The organism is Stappia indica (assembly GCF_001696535.1).
Classification (GTDB): domain Bacteria; phylum Pseudomonadota; class Alphaproteobacteria; order Rhizobiales; family Stappiaceae; genus Stappia; species Stappia indica.
The window spans coordinates 581,962-602,337 of sequence record NZ_MBQE01000001.1 but is presented as its reverse complement, the minus strand read 5'-3'; the positions used below and the strand labels follow the sequence as shown (position 1 = coordinate 602,337).

Sequence of the window (20,376 nt, the reverse complement as noted above, 5' to 3'; positions counted from 1 at the left end):
CCCCGGTTTTCTGGCTTTCGACCGGCGGGGAAGCGCAGATTTTCGGCGAATCAAGCCGGTTTGGGCTTAGACTCGGGATCAACGCGGGGCGCCCGCGCGGTCAGCGTGCCTTGACACGTTGCGGGGGGCTCGCCACCTATTGGCATAACAGGCAAGCGGGGCGACCGCCGCCGTGCCCGGCAAACGGGGCGAGGGTGGTCGGCCGGTCTGGACGCCAGCTCCTCATCGGCCACCGGCCGGGCAGGGGGCGAGATGATCCTGGCACCGCTTCCGTAATGCGCCCGTCGTGTCTGCCACTCTCCGGGGCGGCGGGTTCGCAAGGAAAGGAAGATCCATGACTGATTTCGATGCGCGGACCGAGGGCGAAAGCACCCTCCATGCCGTCCTCCCCTTGCGCGATATCGTCGTGTTCCCGCACATGATCGTGCCGCTGTTCGTGGGCCGTGAGAAGTCCATCCGCGCCCTTGAGGAGGTGATGAGCGCCGACAAGCAGATCCTGCTTGCGACGCAGATCAATGCCTCCGACGACGAGCCGTCGCCCTCCGACATCTACGAGGTCGGCACGCTCGCCACCGTGCTGCAGCTGCTGAAGCTGCCGGACAACACGGTGAAGGTGCTGGTCGAGGGCGTCTCGCGCGCCCGCATCTCGTCCTTCACCGACCGCAGCGATCTGTTCGAGGCGCATGCCACCGAGCTGCCCGACACCGACACCGACACGGTCGAGGTGGAGGCACTGTCGCGCTCGGTCGTTGCCGAGTTCGACAATTACGTGAAGCTCAACAAGAAGGTCTCGCCCGAGGTACTCGGCGCGATCGGCCAGATCGACGACAATTCCAAGCTCGCCGACACCATCGCCTCGCATCTGGCGGTGAAGATCCCGGAGAAGCAGGAGATCCTCGCGATCACCTCCGTCGCCGGCCGTCTGGAGCGTGTGCTCGGCCTGATGGAGAGCGAGATCTCCGTCCTGCAGGTGGAAAAGCGCATCCGCTCGCGCGTCAAGCGCCAGATGGAGAAGACCCAGCGCGAGTACTATCTGAACGAGCAGATGAAGGCGATCCAGAAGGAGCTCGGCGATGGCGAGGAAGGCCGCGACGAGGTGGCCGAGCTGGAAGAGCGCATCGCCAAGACCAAGCTGTCGAAGGAAGCGCGCGAGAAGGCCAATGCGGAGCTGCGCAAGCTCAAGCAGATGAGCCCGATGTCGGCGGAAGCCACTGTCGTGCGCAACTACCTCGACTGGCTGCTGGGCATTCCGTGGGGCAAGAAGGGCAAGGTCAAGCACGACCTGAAGCACGCCCAGGAGGTGCTGGATGCGGACCACTATGGCCTGGAGAAGGTCAAGGACCGCATCGTCGAGTATCTCGCCGTGCAGAAGCGCGCCAACAAGCTGAAGGGCCCGATCCTGTGCCTTGTCGGCCCTCCGGGCGTCGGCAAGACCTCGCTCGGCAAGTCCATCGCCAAGTCGACGGGCCGCGAGTTCGTACGCATGTCGCTCGGCGGCGTGCGTGACGAGGCGGAAATCCGCGGCCACCGTCGCACCTATATCGGCTCGATGCCCGGCAAGGTCATCCAGTCGATGAAGAAGGCGAAGAAGGCCAACCCGCTCTTCCTGCTCGACGAGATCGACAAGATGGGCATGGACTTCCGCGGCGATCCGTCCTCGGCCCTGCTGGAGGTGCTGGATCCGGAGCAGAACTCGTCCTTCATGGATCACTACCTGGAGATCGAATACGACCTCTCGGACGTGATGTTCGTGACCACGGCCAACACCCTCAATATCCCGGCGCCGCTGATGGACCGGATGGAGATCATCCGCATCGCCGGCTACACCGAGGACGAGAAGGTGGAGATCGCCCGTCGTCACCTGCTGCCCAAGGCCGAGAAGGACCACGGGCTGCGCAAGGGCGAGTTCGAGGTGTCGGACGAGGCTCTCCGCAAGGTGATCCGGCGTTACACCCGCGAGGCGGGCGTGCGTAACCTGGAGCGCGAGCTGGCGACCCTTGCCCGTAAGGCGGTCAAGGAGATCCTGATGTCCGACAAGCCGGCCATCAAGGTCGACGAAGCGGTCGTCGAGGAGTTCCTGGGCGTGCCCCGCTATCGCTACGGCGAGGCGGAGCTCGAGGACCAGGTCGGTGTCGTCACTGGTCTTGCCTGGACCGAGGTGGGGGGCGAGCTGCTCACCATCGAGGGTGTCATGATGCCCGGCAAGGGCAAGATGACCGTCACGGGCAACCTGCGCGACGTGATGAAGGAGTCCATCTCCGCGGCTGCGTCCTATGTCCGCTCGCGGGCCGTGGACTTCGGCATCGAGCCGCCGCTGTTCGACAAGCGCGACATCCACGTGCACGTGCCGGAAGGCGCGACGCCGAAGGATGGCCCGTCGGCCGGCATCGCCATGGCCACCGCCGTCATCTCCGTGATGACGGGCATTCCGGTGCGCCGTCATGTGGCGATGACGGGCGAGATCACCCTGCGCGGGCGGATCCTGCCGATCGGCGGTCTGAAGGAGAAGCTCCTGGCGGCGCTGCGGGGCGGCATCACCACGGTGATGATCCCCGAGGACAACGCCAAGGACCTTGCGGACATCCCCGACAACGTCAAGAACGGGCTGGAAATCATCCCGGTCTCGCGGATGGAAGAGGTGCTGAAAACCGCGCTGGTTCGCACGCCGGAGCCCATCGAATGGGACGAGGCGGCGGCCGATGCGGCAGCCAAGTCGGTGGTGCAGGAGGATGACGCGGCGAAGCTCGTCGCCCACTGATCCACTGCTTATTCACAGGAAAAGGGGCGCCTGCGTCAGCGGGCGCCCCTTCGACATGTAAAAAGCCGAAAAAATCGCGGATTTCTGCGCTTTTCAGCTTGCCACGGGCGGGATTTCGCAAGACTGTCCCTCCCCGAAGCCTGTCACGAATCGTCGGGCTTGCTGTTTCCAGGAAAGGGACTGCCATGAACAAAAACGACCTGATCGCCGCTGTCGCAGAGAAGACGGGCCTCACCAAGGCGCAGGCCGGCGAAGCTGTCGATGCAGCGCTCGACGCGATCACCGGCACGCTGAAGAGCGGCGGCGAAGTCCGTATCATCGGCTTCGGCAACTTCTCCGTCTCCGAGCGCGCCGCCTCCGAGGGCCGCAACCCGCGCACCGGCGAGACGATCCAGATCCCGGCGTCGAAGACCCCGAAGTTCAAGGCCGGCAAGGGCCTCAAGGACGCCGTCAACGCCTGATTGGCGCGACCGTTCGAACCCTTCCGCTGACGGCCCCTGCGGGATGCCCGCCGGGGCCGTTTTGCGTCTTGCCGTGCAGTTGGGGCGTCTGTACGCCCTTGCGCTCCACGGGCCCTCTGAAGGGCCTGTGCGCATGACGTCTCGTCGGCGATCTCGCTGGTTGAATTCGCCGGCGGCTCGGCTTAAAAGGCACCAGCTTGCGGCGTGCCCGCATGGCTCCTTCCGCGAAAGCCCTGGATCGTTCGGGGCCGCGCCGGACGGGCGGTTAGCTCAGTTGGTAGAGCGCCTCGTTTACACCGAGGATGTCGGGAGTTCGAGTCTCTCACCGCCCACCACCTTATCTCGATCCGACTGTTCTTCTGTTCGGCCCCGCGTTTTCGACGTCGGCGAGGGCGGATTATCGCTGTTCCGCCCCTGTTCGCCGGCGCTTGGCGGATACCGCAACCGGCAACTGCTTGACTTCACCGCTGGTCTTGACCGAACCTTCCGTGCCGCTTCGCCGGTAACCGCTCCGCACCGTTTGATCCTGGCGAATGCTCTCGCCCCCGGGCTTGCGCCGTCGCCGGCTTGTTTCCCGAGGCCATGTCTCGGGATCACCGCTCTTCGCGTTTCGGCGAACGGCGTTTCGAAATGTGGAGGGGTTGCCGGAAATGGACGACGACAGGAAGCCGCAATCGGTTGAGGAATTCAGCCGGATCCTCAGCGATCTGGAATTTGCGATCGTCAATCTCTCCTTCGGCTTTCACAAGTGGGTCGAAATCTGCATGTCGGCGAGCGGGACGCGCGGTCTCAGCCCGATGGACATCCTTGTCCTGCACGGCATCAACCTGCGTGCGCGGGGGCGCCGGCTGGCCGAAATCTGCATGGTGCTGAACATCGACGACGCCCACCTGGTCTCCTACTCGCTCAAGAAGCTGCTGGCGGCGGACCTTGCCCGCGTTCACCGTCGGGGCAGGGAGAGTCACTACGAGACCACGGAGCTGGGCGATCAGACCTGCGACGAATATCGCCGCGTGCGCGACGAGTTCTTGGTGCCGAACATCCAGTGGTTCCTCGAGGGGCGATCCTCGACGGAGATGCAGCAGGTCACGCTGTTCCTGAAGACGATGACGGCGATGTACGACCAGTCCGGACGCTCGGCCACCGCCGCGGCGCCGAGCGTGCTTCCGCCTCCGGTGCGCACCAAGCGCTGAACGCCGCCCGGCCACGGGTTTCTCTCCATTTCGCACGACTTTCGCCGGCATCCGAGGGCCGTTCCGGGCTTTCGGAGCGTGCAATCTGATGCATGAAAGCCCGAGATTTGTAGCGAAATGCCCTCGTTTCGCCGGCAATTTACAGCTTTGACACTCTTCGTTGCCGGTGGTCTCCTTCTGGGAAGGATGCGGTTTTCAAGAAATAAAAATCAGTAATTCCCGGGAAATTTCGGGAACATCAGAGGGGAACTGTGCGATGAAAGCGAATACCTCGAGATTCATGAAATCTCTCGGTCTCGGAGTTGCTGTGGCTATGCTGGCTTCTTCGGCATCCGCGCAAGAGTTCGAGTGGAGGTACTTCACCTATTTTCCGGCGAACGACAAGCCGACCCAGTTGACCCGGGCTTTCGCGGAAGACATCGAGGCGGCAACGGGCGGCCGACTGAAGATCACGATCTTCACCGCAGGCGAATTGCCGTACAAGGCGGCAGACGTGGTGCGCAGCGTCGCGACCAACCAGGTGCAGATGGGCGATGTGGCGGTGGGCTTCGCCTCCGGCGACGTGCCCGAGTTGAACGTCCTGTCCATGCCGTTCCTGTGCACCTCGTTCGAGGAGTTCCAGGCGGCGGCCAGCGAGATCGCTCCGACGGTCGGCAAGGTGATGCAGGAGAAGTTCGACATCGTCGCCGGCGTCCAGTGGACCATGCCGCCGCAGAACCTGTGGCTCAACCGCGAGATCGGCTCGCTGGACGAGATTTCCGGCCTCAAGGTGCGCACCTGGAATCCGGAGCAGGTCGAAATGATCAAGCTGCTTGGCGGCAGTCCGGTTTCCATCACCTCTGCGGAGGTGATCCCCGCTCTGGAGCGCCGGACTATCGACGGCGCCATCACCTCCGCCCTTTCGGCGAACGATTGGCGTGCCTATGACATCGTCAAGACCGGTTACATGGTCAACATGACGATGGGCCATCAGATGATGCTGGTGAACGGCGAGGAGTTCGGCAAGCTGCCGGAGGACATCCAGGCCACCCTGCGCGAGAAGTTTGCGGAGTGGGGGCCGAAATACAACGCGATGTCGCAGGAGAACGAGGACATCGCGCGCAAGAACCTGAGCGAGAACGGCGTCAAGCTGATCACGCCCAGCAAGGACGACATGGACAAGGCAGGGAGCACCTTGCAGCCGCTGTGGCAGCAATGGGCCGAGCAGAACGGCGAGACCGGCCGGGTTTTGCTGGATGCGGCGATGAAGGCCTGCGGCCCGGCGTAACGTCGGCAGTCCGCTCCGGCGGGTCGAGTTCTCCCTTCGACCCGCCGGCTCCCGTTTCTCTCGACAGGGCCGGTCGTCTTCCATGCTGCACCCCATCGACAAAGCGATTGACGGGCTCTCCCGTGCAATGATGCTTGCCGCCTGCCTGCTGGTGGTGGCGCTGATCCTCCTCATCAATGTCGAGGTGGTCTCGCGCTATTTCTTCAACACCTCGACACTGGTGGCCGACGAATACGGCGGCTATGCGCTGGTCTGGATCTGCCTGCTCGGCTTCGGCCAGGCGCTTCGATCCGGACAGTTCATCTCCGTGGATGCGTTTTCACGGCGGTTCTCTCCCCTGGGGCAGCGCTTGGCGGCCATCCTGGGGGCGCTGGTCGGGCTGGCAGCCTCGCTGCTGCTGACCTACGCGACGTATCGGCTTGTGGCGATGAACCATCGCTTCGGCACGGTCTCGATACAGCCCTCGGCCACGCCCTTGTGGATCCCGCAGGCGGTCCTTCCGTTCGGCTTCGGGCTGCTCTGCCTCGTCTATCTGCAGTTGCTGGCGCACGCGATCGTCGGCCTGCGCCGCGGCGAAGGGGGCGAGCCATGAGCTGGGACGTCGCTTTCGCCATCTACGGCGCACTGCTGTTCGCGCTGCTCTTCTTCGGCGTCGCCATCGGCTCGGTGATGGGCTTTGTCGGGATCGTCGGCGTGACGCTGATCGGCGGCAGCCGGTTCTGGCCGACGCTTGGCGACATCGTCTGGAACACGCTGGATTCCTTCACGCTCGCAGCGGTTCCGCTCTTTGTCTTCATGGGAGAGATCATTGCCCGCTCCGGCGTTTCGGCGCGGCTCTACTCCGGCCTGACGACGCTGATCGGCCGGGTTCGCGGCGGTCTCGCTCAGTCGAACATCGCCGGTTGCGCGATTTTCGCGGCGATCTCCGGATCGTCGACTGCCACTGCCATGACCATCGGCGTAATTGCGCTGCCGGAAATGCGCAAGCGCGGTTACAGCGATACGCTCAATCTCGGCAGCCTCACCGGAGGCGGATGCCTCGGCATCCTGATCCCGCCCAGCATCCCGCTGGTGATCTACGCCTCCTCGGTCCAGGCGCCGCTGATCGATCTGTTCATGGCAGGCGTCGTGCCGGGTCTGCTGCTCGCAGCCCTGTTCATGGCCTATATCTGGGTCCGTGCCTGGCTCAATCCGGAGCTTGCTCCCAGCCCGGACAGCGCACCGCGGAGCGGGCGGGACATCGCCCGTGCGCTCGGTGACTGCGGCCCGGTCATCCTCCTGGTGCTTGCGGTGATCGGCGGGATGTATTTCGGCATCGTCACGCCGACGGAGGCGGGCGGCCTTGGAGCTCTTCTGGCCGTGCTTCTGTCGCTTCAGAGCCGGACCCTCAGCATCGCGGTGCTCAGCGATGCGCTGAAAAGCACCGTGATGACGACGACGGTGGTGCTCTTCATCATGATGAACTCGCAGGTGCTCAGCTATGCGCTGACCTTGTCGGGGGTCGGCAGGGCGCTCGCCGAAGGCATCGCCATGCTGGACCTGTCGCCCTTCGTCTTCTTTCTCTGCCTGATGGCGCTGTTCACGGTGCTGGGCATGTTCATCGACGGCATTTCGATGATGTTGCTGACCGTGCCGGTCCTGCTGCCGGCGATCCTTGGGGCCGGTTTCGATCTGGTGTGGTTCGGCATCGCCATGGTGCTGTTCATGGAGCTCGGGCAGTTGACGCCGCCGATGGGGCTCAACCTGTTCGCCATCCAGTCGATAGCGGGCAAGGTCTCGCTGGAGAAGATCGCCTACTCCTCGCTGCCCTATGCGCTGATCATCGTGGCGTTCTGCCTGCTGATCTACGCCTTGCCGGAGATCGTGCTCTGGCTGCCCCACACGGCGGGCTGATACGCAACAAAGGCTACCGACATGACGTATCTGGACTTCAGGAGTGACTTCCTGTCGCGCCCGTGCGCGCGCATGGCCAAGACGATGATCGAGGCGGCACTGTCTCCCGCCGGCTTCGGCCTGCGAGAGGATCCCTGGCAGCAGCGGCTGGAGGCCCGCGCAGCGGAGCTTCTGGGCCAGGAGGATGCGCTCCTGCTGCCGACCTGCACCATGGCCAATCTCGTGGCGACGCTCGCCTGGACCCGGCCCGGGGATACGGTGCTCGGCGATGCGACCAATCATCTGGCGATATCGGAAGCCGGCGGCTACGCGGCTGTCGCGGGCGTCGAATATCGCGGACTTTCCGGCGCGTTCGGCGTGTCGCCGATCGGCGACTGGCAGGCGGCCAGTGCTCCGCCGGCCGATGCGCAGCGTGCGGCGGTCCGCCTTTTCGTGCTGGAGACGAGCCACAATCGCGGCGGCGGCAACGCCATCGGCGGCGACCATGTCGATGCGGTCGCCGAGGTCGCGCGGACTGCCGGTGCAGCGCTGCATCTCGACGGCTCGCGCCTCTTCAATGCGGCCGTCGCTCTGGGAGAAACGCCGGCCGGCATAGCAGGCGGCGCGTCTTCCGTCGCCGTCAGTCTCAACAAGGGGCTGGGCGCGCCGTCCGGTGCTGTGCTTGCCGGCCCGCGAGGTTTCATCGAGGACGCGCTCAGAATTCGCCAGCGGCTCGGCGGCGGCATGCGGCCGGTTTCCCTGATCGCCTCCGCCGGCTTGGCCGCCCTGGACGACTGGCCGCGGCTGGGTGCCGACCATGAGACGGCGGCACGGCTGCGCGAGGGATGCCGGGGGCTCCCCGGCCTTGCCCCGGTCGATCCGCCTGTTCCCACCAACATCGTCCTGCTGCGCCTTGCCCCCCGCTTCGGCGGTCCGGAGGCGTTCTGCCGGAACCTCTCGCGGGACGGCGTGCTGGCCATCCCCTTCGGGGCGGACCTCGTCCGCTTCGTCACCTATCGCGACATCACCCCTTCGGCGGTCGACCGCGCGCTGCAGACGCTGGCTCGCCTCGCCACCACGCATGAAAGGCAACACGACGAATGACATACCGTATCGGAGTAGATATCGGCGGGACGTTCACCGACCTGGCACTCTTCGATGATGCAGCCGGCACCGCCATCACCCACAAGCTGCTGACGTCGCCTGACGAGCCGTCCCGCTCGGTTCTGGCGGGCGTCGTCGCCATCGCGCAGAGCGCCGGCGTGCAGATGGGGGAGGTCTCTGCCATTGCGCACGGGACCACGCTGGTCACCAATGCGGTGATCGAGCGCCGGGGCGTTCCGACCGCACTCGTCACGACCGAAGGGTTTTCGGACGTGCTCGATATCGCGCTCGAGCGTCGCTACGACCTGTTCGACATGCGTATAGCCTTTCCCCGGCCGATGGTTCCTCGCGACCAGCGACTGGAGGTGTGCGAGCGCGTCCGCGACGACGGCACCGTCGTCACGGTTCCCGAACGGGAAGCTTTGGAGGCAGGGCTTGCGGAACTGATCGCGACCCGTGGCATTCAGGCGGTGGCGGTGTGTTTCCTGAACTCCTACGCCAATCCCGCCAACGAGCGCCTGGTCGCAGGCTGGATCCGGGAGCGCTTCCCGGATCTCTATGTCAGCCTGTCCTCGACCGTCTTTCCCTATCCCAGGGAATACGAGCGCTGGACCACAACCTGCATGAACGCTTACGTCCAGCCGATCGTCGACCGTTACCTCGCCAGGCTCGAGGACGGGCTCGGGGAGCTCGGCTTTACCGGCAAGTTCCTGGTGATGAGCTCGAGCGGCGGCACGCTGGCGAGCTCCATTGCCCGCGAGTTTCCGATCCGCCTGCTGGAATCCGGACCGGCCGCCGGTGCGCTGATGTCGGCTCATGTCGGCAAGGTTCTGGACGAGCGGAACATCCTGGCATTCGACATGGGCGGAACCACTGCCAAGGGCTGCATCATCCGCGGCGGCACGCCGATCAAGCGCTACGAGATGGAGGTGGCGCGCGTTCACGAGTTCAAGGGAGGTAGCGGCCTGCCGGCCAAGATCCCCGTGATCGACATGATCGAGATCGGCTCCGGCGGCGGCAGCCTTGCCGGCACCGACGAGCGCGGCACTCTGGCGATGGGGCCGCGTAGCGCGGGCGCCGACCCGGGGCCGGCCTGCTACGGCCGGGGAGGGCAGCGGGCGACCCTGTCGGATGCCAATCTTCTGCTGGGCTATCTCGGCGCCGGCTCCTTCCTCGGCGGCAAGATGGCGCTCGACGAGGATGCGGCAGGCCGGGCGATATCCTCGCAGGTGGCAGACCCTCTCGGCGTCGATCTCGTGGAGGCCGCCTGGGGCATGCACGAGGTGATCAACGAGGATGTCGCGCGGGCCTTTCGCGTCCATGCCTCCGAGCGGGGTATCGACTACCGCCGGTCGAGCATGGTGGTCTTCGGCGGGTCGGGGCCGCTGCACGGTGTGCGCGTCGCCCGCAAGTTGAAGATCCCGAAGGTGATCTGCCCGGCCGGTGCCGGCGTCATGTCCGCCTTCGGCCTGCTGAGCAGCCCGCCGGCCTTCGAGGTCGTGCGCTCTCGGCAGATCGCCATCGACCGGCTGGCGCCGTCCGATCTTGCGGAAATCTGCGCGGAACTGGAGGCCGAGGCTTCGGGCGTGCTGGTCGCCGGCGGTGTTGCTCGCGATGCTATCCGCATCCGTCGGCGTCTCGATATGCGCTACAGCGGTCAGGGCTACGAGGTCGAGGTGAGCCTGCCCGACGAGGATCCGCAGAGCCTTCGCGATGCGCTGCCTCAGCTGTTCGACGAGGCCTATGCGGCGATCTTCGGCATGACCCTGCCGGGGCGGCCGATCGAGATCCTCAACTGGAAGATCGAGGCCTACGGTCCCCTCGCGGCGACGCATGAGACCTACAGGGTCCTGCAGGAGCCGGAAGGCACGAGCGTGCTGAAGCGCAATCGCAAGGCCTATTTCCCGGAAGCGGGCGGCTTCGTCGATTGTCCGGTCTACGACCGCTATGCGCTGGCGAGCGGCGACAGCGTCGTCGGCCCGGCGCTCATCGAGGAGCGGGAATCAACCTGCGTGCTCGGCCCCGGCGACCTGCTGACCGTCGACCCCTTCATGAACCTCGTAATCGAAATCAGGTAAGCCATGAGCAAGATTGATCCCATCGCCGTCGGTATCTACTGGGACAGGCTGATCTCCATCACCGACGAGATCGTCAACACCCTCGTGCGGACGTCCTTCTCGACCAATGTGCGCGAGAGCTACGACTTGTCCTGCCTGCTGTTCGACGGACGCGGGCGCATGCTGGCCCAGGGCAGCTACAGCGTGCCGTCCTTCACCGGCACGGCTCCGGCCACGCTGCAGCACATGCTGAAGCGGTTTCCGCCCGAGACGCTGTCGCCCGGCGACGTCGTCATCACCAACGATCCCTGGCTCGGCACCGGGCACATGTTCGACATCAACGTCATGCAGCCGATTTTCCGCAACGGCCGGATCGTCGGCTACTGCATGAGCATCAGCCATCTGCCGGATATCGGCGGGCGCGGGTTCTCGGCCGTCGCGCGCGAGGTCTACGAGGAAGGCCTGCGCCTGCCGGTGCTGAAGCTGATCGAGAAGGGGCAGGTGTCGGAGCTGATCCTCGAGCTGTTCCGCTGCAACGTGCGGGCCCCGGAAGAAACCATCGGCGACCTGATGGCCAATGCCTCGGCCACGTCCGTCGGCGGGCGGATGCTGCTGGAGTTCATGGACGAATACGGCATCGACGACATTTCCGAGATCGCCGATGTGATCATCTCGCAGTCGGAAACCGCGATCCGGGACGAGCTGCGCAAGATTCCCGACGGATGCTACGAGAATGCGATCCTGGTCGAGGGTGTGGAAGGGACCGTCCGGCTCGCCTGCGCGGTGCATATCGCCGATGGGCGCGCGCGGATCGACTTTTCCGGCTCCTGCGATGCGGTGCCTTCGGCGATCAACGTGCCGGTCTGCTACACCCACGCCATGGCCTGCTACGCCATCAAATGCCTGACCACGCCGGGTATTCCCAACAATCTGGGCTCGGTGACGCCGGTCGAGGTGACGGCGCGCGAGGGCTCGATCCTGAACCCCGTTCACCCCAGTCCGACGGGCGGGCGTCACGTCATCGGCCACTACGTCGCACCGCTGGTCTTCGGGGCGCTGGCCGGCGTCATGCCGGACAGGGTGCAGGCGGATTCCGGCATGCTCAACCTGATCAACGTGCAGGGGCGCAACCGCGAGGGGCGGGAAGTGTCCAGCATCTTCTTCGCCTGCGGCGGGTTCGGCGCGCTGAAGGGCATCGACGGGGCGCCGACGACGCCGTCTCCCTCCAACATGACCTCGATCCCCATCGAGGTCTGGGAGCGGCTGACCAGCATGACGGTCCTCGCCAAGCGGCTGCTGCCGGACAGCGGCGGGCCGGGTGAGTTCCGCGGCGGGCTCGGACAGGAGATCGTACTGCGCAACGACTCTCCGCATCCGCTGACCGTGTCGTGCCTGTCGGGGCGGACCGAGTTTCCGCCGCTCGGCATGCTGGGCGGCGAGCCGGGCAAGCTGCGGGAAATCTCCATCAACGGCGAGGTCGTGCACCCCAAGGGGCGTTACGTGCTGGCGCAGGGCGATACGATGACGATCCACGAGGCGGGCGGCGGCGGGTTCGGTGATCCGAAGCAGCGGAGCCGGGAGGCCGTTCTGGCGGATGTCCGCAACGGCTTCGTCTCGTCGCAGGCGGCCCGCGAGATCTACGGCGTGGCGCCGGCCGCGTGACCCCTGTCGGCTCCGCATGTTTCCGCCAGGGACGTGCGGAGCCGTAATTCAGGCAGCAATCCGGCGCATGCCGACGAGGCGGCGGCTCTCGAAGGCGATGTCGCTCTGCTCGCGGATGATCTCGGCGATCTTCTCATGTGCCGGGGTGCGGTGCACCGCATCGGGGAAGCACAGGGACACCGTGCGCGAGACCGGCGCGCCCTCGATCGCGCAGGCGGTCAGGCGGCCGCTCTCCACTTCCTCCGAGATCGCGGACCAGGGCAGCAGCGTGTAGGCGAAGCGGTCCTGTACCGCCTTTTTCAGCGTGACGATGGAGTCGATCTCGGCAATCGGCACCACGCCCATGCGGTTGGCGGCAAGGGCGGCGTCCAGCGACCGGCGGGAGCTGTTGGCCTTGCTCGGTAGCAGCAGGGGAACGTCGGCCAGCATGCGCAGCGGCACCGGGCCGGTCTGTTGCGTGTCGGGCGGACAGACCAGCAGCAGTTCCTCTTCCCAGAGCGGCTCTATCGACAAGCCGCTCATCTGGCTGTTGAAGAAAAGCACGGCCACGTCCAGCCGCCCGGACTGGGTCATCTCGGTGAGCATGCTGCTGTATCCCTCGATCACATGCAGCCGGATCTGCGGGTAGCGGGCCAGCACGCGTTGCATAAGGGGAACCGATATGATCGTTGCCGTGCTGGTGGGAAGGCCGATCGAAACCGAGCCGGAAAGCTGGTCGTCGGCTTCCAGCAGGCTCGCCCGGGTCTGTTCGAGCTGGCGCAGGAAGATGCGCGCACGCTGGTAAAGCTGCCAGCCGGCGGCCGTCGGCGTCGTTCCCCGGCGCGAGCGGTACATCAGCTGAACCTTCAGCTCCCCTTCCAGAATCGCCAATTGCTGGCTCAGCGCCGGCTGGGCGAGCCCGAGGTCCTGCGCCGCCCGTGAGATGCTGCCGCAGTCGACGATGCGCAGGAAGTACTCCAGCCGCTTGGTCTCCATCCCGGTTTTCCGCCGTTTTCATATCAGACACATGATTTCCTTATATCAGTATCCAGGCAAAGTGTTGTCCAGCGCTTTCCCGGCGGTGGTACTCGTCGTTTCACGGAGAAACGGCGCGTAACCACAGCGCCGGCAGAGGGAGGACGCGATGCAAGCCAGTCCACGGCGCACCTACATGCTGATGCCAGGGCATGAGGAGAAGAAGGCGCGCAAGGCGTCCGGCCTCGATGTCGACGTCGTCCTCCTGGACATGGAAGACGGGGTCCCGCCCACCCACAAGCAGGCGGCTCGCGATGGCATCGTCGTCTCTCTGGCAGGCATCGACTTTGGCCCGCGCGAGGTGATGGCCCGCATCAACGGCGTCGACACGGACCTGTGGCAGGACGACATCGCCGCGCTCGCCGGCACGTCCGTGCGCGGCATCTTCATTCCCAAGGTCGAGAGCGCAGCTCAGGTGGCGGCCGTCGCCGACGCGTTGGAGCGGGCCGGTCTGTCGGGCATCGCGGTCGTGGCGACCATCGAGACGGCACGCGGCCTCATCCATGTCGAGGAGATCGCCGCGGCTGGCGGCGGGCTTACCGGCCTCTTCTTCGGATCGGGCGACTACAGCCTGTCCACCGGCATCGAGATCTCCCGCGAGACGCTGCTCTACCCGCGGTCGCGCATCGCCGTGGCGGCTGCCGCCAACGGCCTCCAGCCCATTGATGCGGCCTTCTTCCGGGACGTGAAGGACGGCGAGGCGGCCCGGCGGGATGCGCAGGACGCCCGTGTCGTCGGCTTCACCTCCAAGGTCGCCTTTCATCCCAACCAGCTCGCGCCGATCACAGAGGCATTGATGCCTTCGCCGGAGGAAGTGGCCCGGGCTCGCAAGATCCTCGATGCCTACCGTTCCTCGCTCGGGAGCGAGCGCGGCGTCTTCCTCGTCGATGGCGAGTTCGTCGCCGTCGATATCGCGCTGATGGCCGAGCGCACGCTCGAGCGTGCCGGCGCCCGCTAGACCCCACGGACAATGACGCATGCAGGACAGTGAAATGAAGACATCTCCCTGGCGCGATCCGGCGCTCGGCTCCGGCGATACGGCGGCCCTGACGGGGTTGAAGGTTCTCGACATCGCGACGATGGGCGCGGCGCCTTTGGCCGCCACCTTCCTTGCCGATTTCGGCGCCGAGGTGATCAAGGTCGAGCATCCGGAAAACGGCGACCACATCCGGGCCTTCGGGCGGCGCAAGAACGGCAAGTCGATCTACTGGAAGACGATCAGCCGCAACAAGCGCGCCGTCACGCTCAACCTCAAGCATCCGGACGGACAGGAGGTCCTCAAGCAGCTGGTCGCCGAAGCCGACGTGGTGATCGAGAATTTCCGCCCCGGTACGCTGGAGAAGTGGGGCATCGGCTATGACGTGCTGGCGCAGATCAATCCCGGCATCGTCATGCTGCGCACCACCGGTTTCGGCCAGACCGGTCCGTATTCGGGCTTTGCCGGGTTCGGCACGCTGGCCGAGGCGATGAGCGGCTTCGCCTCGATCACCGGCACCCCGGATACGCCGCCCTTGCTGCCGCAGTTCGCCCTGGCGGACGGCGTGTGCGGTGCCTTCGGCGCCTTCGGTGTCATGGTGGCCTTGCGGGCGCGCGATGCCGATCCGCAGCGGCGCGGACAGGTGGTCGATGCCAGCATCTGCGAGGCGATGTCGCGTCTCCTCGAGAGTGTCTTCCTCGACTACGACCAGTTCGGCGATGTGCGCCAGCGCCATGGCAACCGCCTGCCGGATGCCGCTCCGCGCGGTGCCTACGAGACCGCGGACCCGGGCAAGTATGTGGCCCTGTCCGGCAGCGCCCAGCCGATCGCCCTGCGTCTGCTGCGTGCGCTCGGCCGGCCGGAACTGTGCGAGGATCCGCGTTTTTCCACCAACGAGGGCCGTGTTGCCAATGCCGAGGAACTGGACGAGATCATCTCCAGCTGGATGAAGCGGCACACCCGCGAGGACGCGCTGCGCATCCTGCGCGAGTACGAGGTCGCCGCCGGCCCGGTCTACGATGTTGGCGATGTCTTTGCCGATCCGCATTTCCGCGAGCGCGATCTCCTGACCGAGATGCCGGATCCCGATTTCGGCACCGTGCGGGTGCACAACGTGATGCCGCGGCTCAGCCGGACCAACGGCAAGGTGCAGTTCACCGGGCGGGACGCGGGCGCGGACAATGAGGCGGTGTTCGGCGCGCTCGGCCTGGACGGGGAGGCGATAGCGCGCCTGCGGAAATCGGGAGCCGCATGATGCAAAGGCTGGGAGGAGTCCTTCGCATCGTCGAGCGCCTGTGCGTCGTCCTGATGCTCGGCATCGTCGTCCTGACGGCGGTGCAGGTCATGCTGCGCAAGCTGGCGAGCCCGCTCGTCTGGTCGAATGACATGACCGCGCTCATGCTGGTCTGGGTGTCGCTTCTGGGTGCAGTCCTGGTCCAGGCGGAGCGCGATCACGTGCGCGTTGATTTCGTCACGGCGCTTTTCGGGACGGGGGTGAAGAAGGTGCTGTCCATCGGCTGGAAGCTGGCGGTGATCGTCATGCTCATCACCATGGTGGTCGTGTCGCCGTCGATCCTGCGCGCATCGCTGACCACCTATCCCTCGACCCTGCCGATCTCGATGGTCTGGTATCGCGGCGCCATCCTGGCGATGGCGGTGCTCGGGTCTCTCGTTCTTCTCTGCCAGATGATCGAAGAGCTGCATGGGGCCTCCGACGACAAGGCGGAGGAGGGCGAGGCATGACGCTGCTGCTGATCCTCATTGCCCTTCTGTGCCTCGGCGTTCCGGTGGCATGGGCACTGGGCCTTGCCTCGTTCCTCTACATGGCGTGGAACGGCATTCCCTTCACCTCGCTGGTGACGCAGACCAGTTCCTCGCTCACCAACTCGATCCTGATTGCGGTGCCGCTCTACATCCTTGCCGGCGAGATCATGAACAACGGCGGCGTGACCCGGCGGATCATCGCCTTTTGCAGCGCCATCGTCGGCCGCATCCGCGGCAGCCTCGCGCAGGTGAACATCCTGGCCAGCATCGTCTTTTCCGGCATGTCCGGCTCGGCCTATGCGGATGCGGCAGGTCTCGGCACCGTGCTCATCAAGGCGATGCGGGAGCAGGGCTACAAGCCGGAATACGCGGCTGCGGTCACCGCCGCATCCTCGACCATCGGCCCGATCATCCCGCCCAGCATCGCCATGATCGTCTACGGCTCGCTCACCGGAACCTCGATCGGCGGCCTGTTCCTCGGCGGCGTCGTGCCCGGCCTGCTGATGGGCGGGGCGATGATGGCGCTTGCCGCCTGGCTCGCCTATCGCCACAAGCATCCGCGCCAGGAGGCGATGTCCTGGGGGGAGCGGGGGCGTGCGATCCTCGATGCGGTGCCGTCGCTGCTGATGCCGCTCATCGTCATCGGCGGCATCCTGTCGGGCGTCTTCACCCCCACGGAGGCTGCGGCCGTTGCCGTGATCTATGCCTCGATCCTTGCGGTGATCTATCACGGCGGCTTCGATGGCGGGCAGTTCCTGTCGGCCATCAAGGCGACGATCCGGCGCAGCGCCGGCGTGATGCTGGTGATCTCCTTCGCGGCAATCTTCGGCTGGCTGGCGATCCGCGAGCGCATCCCGTTCCAGATCGCGGCGATGATCATGGAGATCTCGGACGACCCGCTGGTCTTCCTGCTCCTGGTCAACCTGCTCCTGCTGGTGCTCGGCATGTTCCTGGAGACCATCGCCGTGCTGCTGCTGGTCGTGCCGATCCTGTTCCCGATGCTGGGCACCTTCGGCATCTCGCCGGTGCATTTCGGGGTGGTGGTCTGCCTCAACCTGATGATCGGCCTGGTCACTCCGCCGCTCGGCATCTGCCTTTACATCGTCAGCAATATCGCCCGCGTGCCGCTGATGGCGGCGGTCGTCGCCGTGCTGCCGTTCATGGTGCCGCTGATTGCGGTGCTGCTTCTGGTGACCGTCTTCCCGGCGGTCGTCACCTTCCTGCCGACGCTGGTCGGCTTCCGATAACAACAACAAGACCAAAAACATCCCCAAGGAGGAAATGAAAATGCTCGATCACTTGCGCAAACTGATGATGGCCGGCGCCGTCTGCCTCGTCGCCGGATCTGCCACCGCTTCGGCCGAGGAGATCATGTTCGGCTATCTGGAACAGCCGGGCAGCCCGATGGACATCGCGGCCAACGAGTTCGCCAAGCAGCTGTCGAAAAAGACCGGCGGCGAGCTGACCGCGGTGCTCTATCCGGCGCGCCAGATCGGCGATGCTCAGCAGCTGGTCGAGCAGACCTCGACGGGGCAGATCCAGATGTATGCGGCCGGTTACACCGGTCACAAGCAGTTCGACTATACCGCGCTGCCCTATCTCTTCGACGACTGGGATCACTTCCGCGCGGCGCTGTTCAGCGAGATCGGCCAGCCCTGGATCGACGCCTTCGTCACCGAGAAGAACATGCGCCTCGTCGGCATCGTCGAGCGCGGCCCGCGGCACCTGTCGACCTCCGAAGTCGTGGTGAAGACCCCGGCGGACGTCAAAGGCCTGCACATTCGCGCGCCGCAGATCGATATCTTCGTCGAGACCTGGCGGGCGCTCGGCGCCAATCCGGAGCCGATCCCGTTCGGCGAGCTCTACATGGCGCTGCGCACCGGCGTGGTGAATGCGCAGGAGAACCCCATCGAGACCTTCGCGACCAACAACTTCCAGGAAGTGCAGAAGAACCTGATCCTGACCGGCCACACGCTGCTGCCGAACTTCGTCGCGATCAACGAGGACTTCTACAAGGGCCTCAGCGAGGAGCACCGCAAGGCGTTCCACGAGGCGCTCGATGCTGGCGTGCAGGCCGGTGCCGATGCGCTGGACAACGAGGAGCAGGCGATGCTCGACAAGATGAAGGCCGAAGGGCTCAACGTCGTGGAGCCGGACATCGCCGCCTTCCGCGAGGCGACCAAGGGCGTTGCCGCGTCGGTCAATGTCGATGCCGTGTGGGGCGAGGGCGCCTACGACAAGATCCGGGCCATGTCGAAGTAAGCATGGTGCGCAATGCCGGCAGGCCCGAACTCTGGCCTGCCGGTGCTTTCCCGCAAACTTCCGGCTTGTTCGGACCGCGCGTGGAGCCGTCGCTCCACGCGCGTTTTTTCATGAAATCTGCGCGATCATTCGCTCCAGCCGCTCCATGGCGAGGACGCCGGCCTCGATGCCCGGCGCGTTGGTCGGCTCGCCGCGCAGGGCCCGCGCCGTGTCGGCCAGCAGGGCGGCATAGCCCTTGTGGTCTTCGTTGGCTGCAGCGGTGAAATTCGGCGTCCAGGAGAGCGTGTCGCAGGCCGGATCGAGGGTCGCGGCGGGATCGTCCGCCTTGAACGGCGGATCGCGGTAGAGCCGCACATTGATGATGTTGTCGATCTCCAGCCGCGCATGGTCGCCCATGATGCGGATTTCTTCCATGGGCGTGCCGCGCGACTGCACCGTGCCCATCACCACATTGCCGATCGTGCCGCCCCTGGTGGTGAAGTTGACATGCAGCAGCAGCTTGCCCGGAGCGGGGCTGACTGATCGCACCAGCATGTCGCCGAAGTCCTCGCCGGCGAACCAGGGGATGAGGTCCATGTAGTGGACGCAGTGATGCAGGAAGAAGCCGGTATAGTCCGGCTCGCCGACGAAATAGGTCGGTGCGGTCATGTAGCTGCCGGTGATGCCCAGCACCTTGCCGAAGCTGTCTCCGTCCAGCACGTTGCGCGCGATCCTGTTGCCGGTCGAGTAGCGCTTCATGAAGCCGACGATCACCGGCTTGCCGGCCCGTTGCGAGGCTGCGGCGACATCGCGCGCGCCCGCCGCATCGGCTGCGGGCGGCTTTTCCATGAAGACCGACAGGCCTTTCTCCAGCGCCGCGATGGAGGCGAGCCGGTGCAGCTCCGGCCCGACCGCCATGCCGATGGCGTCCAGCCCCGGCTGGGCGATCAGGTCGCGATAGTCGCTGTGCAGGGAGGCGACGCCGTAATTCGCCGCCGTTTCCCCGAGCGCGGCCGCATCGCGGTCGCACAGGGCTGCGATGCGAAAGCCGTTGCGCCCCAACTGCGGCAGCAGCATCTGCCGCGCGTGGCGGCCGCAGCCGATCCAGCCGATATTGATCATTGGTCGACCTCCGCCAGCGCCAGCGCGTTGCGGATGACGCCAAGGCCCGCCATCAGCTTCTCGCTCTCGTCCTCGCGCGGCGCGCGCCAATGGGCGATGGGCAGCGCCACCCGGTCGTCGGCCCGGCGGAAGGGCTCCAGCGAGATCGGCCCCTTGTAGCCGACCTGATGCAGCGCCCGCATCACCGCCGGCCAGTCGATATGGCCGGTGCCCGGGTGGCCCCGATGGTTCTCGTTGGCCTGGAAATGGACGATGCGGTTGCCGGCGGCGCGGATCGCGTCGGGGATCGAGCGGTCCTCCATGTTCATGTGGAACGTGTCGAGCATCAGGCCGAGGCCTGCGTCCCCGACCGCATCGACCACCTCGATCGCCTGCCGTGTCGTCGAGATCACGTCGGTTTCGAACCGGTTCAGCGCTTCCAGCGCCAGCACCTTGCCGGCGGAGCGGGCAACGGCCGCCGCCTGCTTCAGTCCCTCGACGGTGCGCTCGGCGCGGGCTGCAATGTCGGTATCGCTGCGCGGCACGGGCGGGCGGCCGGCAAAGACCATCGGCTCGCCGTAGAGCGGACCGCCGATCATCCGGGCGCCGAGGCCCTCTGCGACATCGATGCAGCATTTGAGGTAGTCGAGCCCGCCCTTGCGGTTGGCAGGGTCGTCCGAGGCGATGGAGCGGGTCGGCGAGACGCGCGCTGCCAGCACCAGGAAGATGCCGGCGTCCTCGGCGGCGCGCCGCGTTTCGGCAAGGTCGAGCCCGTCCTCGGGCTCGGGCACCAGCAGCTCGACGAAGTCGAAGCCGAGTTTCGCCGCCCTTGCGAAGTGATGCAGGTCGGCGCCCGTGAAGGGGCGGACGAACTGCATGGAGATGATGCCAATCGGGTTCTTCAAG

At 65.7% G+C, this 20,376-nt stretch carries 17 protein-coding genes and 1 tRNA gene; 15 read left to right on the top strand and 3 right to left on the bottom strand.

Annotation, left to right across the window (positions count from 1 at the left end):
- Positions 1-334 precede the first annotated feature (334 nt).
- From lon to BBX35_RS02700, 10 genes are all read left to right on the top strand, one after another.
- Positions 335-2,758 carry an endopeptidase La gene (gene lon, locus BBX35_RS02745; RefSeq protein ID WP_067215748.1) on the top strand — a complete coding sequence of 808 codons (2,424 nt, stop codon included), beginning with the start codon at positions 335-337 and terminating at the stop codon, positions 2,756-2,758.
- Between the two features lie 185 nt (positions 2,759-2,943).
- Positions 2,944-3,219 (top strand): HU family DNA-binding protein, encoded by a 276-nt coding sequence (locus BBX35_RS02740; protein ID WP_067215746.1) that lies wholly within the window; start codon positions 2,944-2,946, stop codon positions 3,217-3,219.
- Positions 3,220-3,478: 259 nt separating this feature from the next.
- Positions 3,479-3,554 (top strand) — tRNA-Val (locus BBX35_RS02735).
- Positions 3,555-3,869: 315 nt separating this feature from the next.
- Positions 3,870-4,412, top strand: coding sequence for a winged helix DNA-binding protein (locus BBX35_RS02730; protein ID WP_067215743.1), 543 nt, complete (start codon positions 3,870-3,872; stop codon positions 4,410-4,412).
- A 313-nt stretch (positions 4,413-4,725) separates the two neighbouring features.
- The gene (locus BBX35_RS02725) at positions 4,726-5,679 is read left to right on the top strand and encodes a TRAP transporter substrate-binding protein (protein WP_067215740.1); all 954 of its coding nucleotides are present in this window, start codon (positions 4,726-4,728) and stop codon (positions 5,677-5,679) included.
- 82 nt (positions 5,680-5,761) lie between these two features.
- Positions 5,762-6,271, top strand: a complete 510-nt coding sequence (locus BBX35_RS02720) for a TRAP transporter small permease subunit (protein ID WP_067215738.1) — start codon at positions 5,762-5,764, stop codon at positions 6,269-6,271.
- Positions 6,268-7,572 carry a TRAP transporter large permease gene (locus BBX35_RS02715; protein ID WP_083205984.1) on the top strand — a complete coding sequence of 435 codons (1,305 nt, stop codon included), beginning with the start codon at positions 6,268-6,270 and terminating at the stop codon, positions 7,570-7,572. Before BBX35_RS02720 ends, BBX35_RS02715 begins: the two co-directional genes overlap by 4 nt.
- Positions 7,573-7,593: 21 nt before the next feature.
- On the top strand, positions 7,594-8,655 hold the full coding sequence (locus BBX35_RS02710; RefSeq protein WP_067215736.1) for a threonine aldolase family protein: 1,062 nt from the start codon (positions 7,594-7,596) through the stop codon (positions 8,653-8,655).
- Complete coding sequence (locus BBX35_RS02705; RefSeq protein ID WP_067215734.1) at positions 8,652-10,733, top strand: hydantoinase/oxoprolinase family protein; 2,082 nt, start codon at positions 8,652-8,654, stop codon at positions 10,731-10,733. The genes BBX35_RS02710 and BBX35_RS02705 overlap by 4 nt, the downstream gene beginning before the upstream one ends.
- A gap of 3 nt (positions 10,734-10,736) precedes the next feature.
- Positions 10,737-12,374, top strand: a complete 1,638-nt coding sequence (locus BBX35_RS02700; protein ID WP_067215731.1) for a hydantoinase B/oxoprolinase family protein — start codon at positions 10,737-10,739, stop codon at positions 12,372-12,374.
- A gap of 48 nt (positions 12,375-12,422) precedes the next feature.
- Here BBX35_RS02700 and BBX35_RS02695 read toward each other — a convergent pair whose 3' ends face one another.
- Complete coding sequence (locus tag BBX35_RS02695) at positions 12,423-13,349, bottom strand: LysR substrate-binding domain-containing protein (RefSeq protein WP_067215728.1); 927 nt, start codon at positions 13,347-13,349, stop codon at positions 12,423-12,425.
- A 148-nt stretch (positions 13,350-13,497) separates the two neighbouring features.
- Here BBX35_RS02695 and BBX35_RS02690 point away from each other — a divergent pair, with 148 nt between their 5' ends.
- The 5 genes from BBX35_RS02690 to BBX35_RS02670 are packed head-to-tail and all read left to right on the top strand — an operon-like array spanning position 13,498 to position 18,390.
- Positions 13,498-14,346: an HpcH/HpaI aldolase/citrate lyase family protein gene (locus BBX35_RS02690; RefSeq protein WP_083205983.1), complete on the top strand. Its 849-nt coding sequence runs from the start codon at positions 13,498-13,500 to the stop codon at positions 14,344-14,346.
- Positions 14,347-14,380: 34 nt separating this feature from the next.
- Positions 14,381-15,619: a CaiB/BaiF CoA transferase family protein gene (locus tag BBX35_RS02685; protein ID WP_067215723.1), complete on the top strand. Its 1,239-nt coding sequence runs from the start codon at positions 14,381-14,383 to the stop codon at positions 15,617-15,619.
- Positions 15,619-16,107, top strand: a complete 489-nt coding sequence (locus tag BBX35_RS02680; protein ID WP_067215720.1) for a TRAP transporter small permease — start codon at positions 15,619-15,621, stop codon at positions 16,105-16,107. Before BBX35_RS02685 ends, BBX35_RS02680 begins: the two co-directional genes overlap by 1 nt.
- Positions 16,104-17,375 carry a TRAP transporter large permease gene (locus BBX35_RS02675; RefSeq protein WP_067215718.1) on the top strand — a complete coding sequence of 424 codons (1,272 nt, stop codon included), beginning with the start codon at positions 16,104-16,106 and terminating at the stop codon, positions 17,373-17,375. The genes BBX35_RS02680 and BBX35_RS02675 overlap by 4 nt, the downstream gene beginning before the upstream one ends.
- 40 nt (positions 17,376-17,415) lie before the next feature.
- The gene (locus tag BBX35_RS02670) at positions 17,416-18,390 is read left to right on the top strand and encodes a TRAP transporter substrate-binding protein (protein ID WP_067215715.1); all 975 of its coding nucleotides are present in this window, start codon (positions 17,416-17,418) and stop codon (positions 18,388-18,390) included.
- 108 nt (positions 18,391-18,498) lie between these two features.
- Here BBX35_RS02670 and BBX35_RS02665 read toward each other — a convergent pair whose 3' ends face one another.
- On the bottom strand, positions 18,499-19,491 hold the full coding sequence (locus BBX35_RS02665) for a Gfo/Idh/MocA family protein (RefSeq protein ID WP_067215713.1): 993 nt from the start codon (positions 19,489-19,491) through the stop codon (positions 18,499-18,501).
- Entirely contained in the window at positions 19,488-20,375 is an 888-nt protein-coding gene (locus BBX35_RS02660) for a sugar phosphate isomerase/epimerase family protein (protein WP_067215710.1), read from the bottom strand. The genes BBX35_RS02665 and BBX35_RS02660 overlap by 4 nt, the downstream gene beginning before the upstream one ends.
- Position 20,376: the final 1 nt, after the last annotated feature.

Bases quoted from the DNA above. Each gene is read 5' to 3' on its own strand.
- lon (WP_067215748.1), top strand. From the start codon at position 335: ATGACTGATTTCGATGCGCGGACCGAGGGCGAAAGCACCCTCCATGCC.
- BBX35_RS02740 (WP_067215746.1), top strand. From the start codon at position 2,944: ATGAACAAAAACGACCTGATCGCCGCTGTCGCAGAGAAGACGGGCCTC.
- BBX35_RS02730 (WP_067215743.1), top strand. From the start codon at position 3,870: ATGGACGACGACAGGAAGCCGCAATCGGTTGAGGAATTCAGCCGGATC.
- BBX35_RS02725 (WP_067215740.1), top strand. From the start codon at position 4,726: ATGCTGGCTTCTTCGGCATCCGCGCAAGAGTTCGAGTGGAGGTACTTC.
- BBX35_RS02720 (WP_067215738.1), top strand. From the start codon at position 5,762: ATGCTGCACCCCATCGACAAAGCGATTGACGGGCTCTCCCGTGCAATG.
- BBX35_RS02715 (WP_083205984.1), top strand. From the start codon at position 6,268: ATGAGCTGGGACGTCGCTTTCGCCATCTACGGCGCACTGCTGTTCGCG.
- BBX35_RS02710 (WP_067215736.1), top strand. From the start codon at position 7,594: ATGACGTATCTGGACTTCAGGAGTGACTTCCTGTCGCGCCCGTGCGCG.
- BBX35_RS02705 (WP_067215734.1), top strand. From the start codon at position 8,652: ATGACATACCGTATCGGAGTAGATATCGGCGGGACGTTCACCGACCTG.
- BBX35_RS02700 (WP_067215731.1), top strand. From the start codon at position 10,737: ATGAGCAAGATTGATCCCATCGCCGTCGGTATCTACTGGGACAGGCTG.
- BBX35_RS02695 (WP_067215728.1), bottom strand. From the start codon at position 13,349: ATGGAGACCAAGCGGCTGGAGTACTTCCTGCGCATCGTCGACTGCGGC.
- BBX35_RS02690 (WP_083205983.1), top strand. From the start codon at position 13,498: ATGCAAGCCAGTCCACGGCGCACCTACATGCTGATGCCAGGGCATGAG.
- BBX35_RS02685 (WP_067215723.1), top strand. From the start codon at position 14,381: ATGAAGACATCTCCCTGGCGCGATCCGGCGCTCGGCTCCGGCGATACG.
- BBX35_RS02680 (WP_067215720.1), top strand. From the start codon at position 15,619: ATGCAAAGGCTGGGAGGAGTCCTTCGCATCGTCGAGCGCCTGTGCGTC.
- BBX35_RS02675 (WP_067215718.1), top strand. From the start codon at position 16,104: ATGACGCTGCTGCTGATCCTCATTGCCCTTCTGTGCCTCGGCGTTCCG.
- BBX35_RS02670 (WP_067215715.1), top strand. From the start codon at position 17,416: ATGCTCGATCACTTGCGCAAACTGATGATGGCCGGCGCCGTCTGCCTC.
- BBX35_RS02665 (WP_067215713.1), bottom strand. From the start codon at position 19,491: ATGATCAATATCGGCTGGATCGGCTGCGGCCGCCACGCGCGGCAGATG.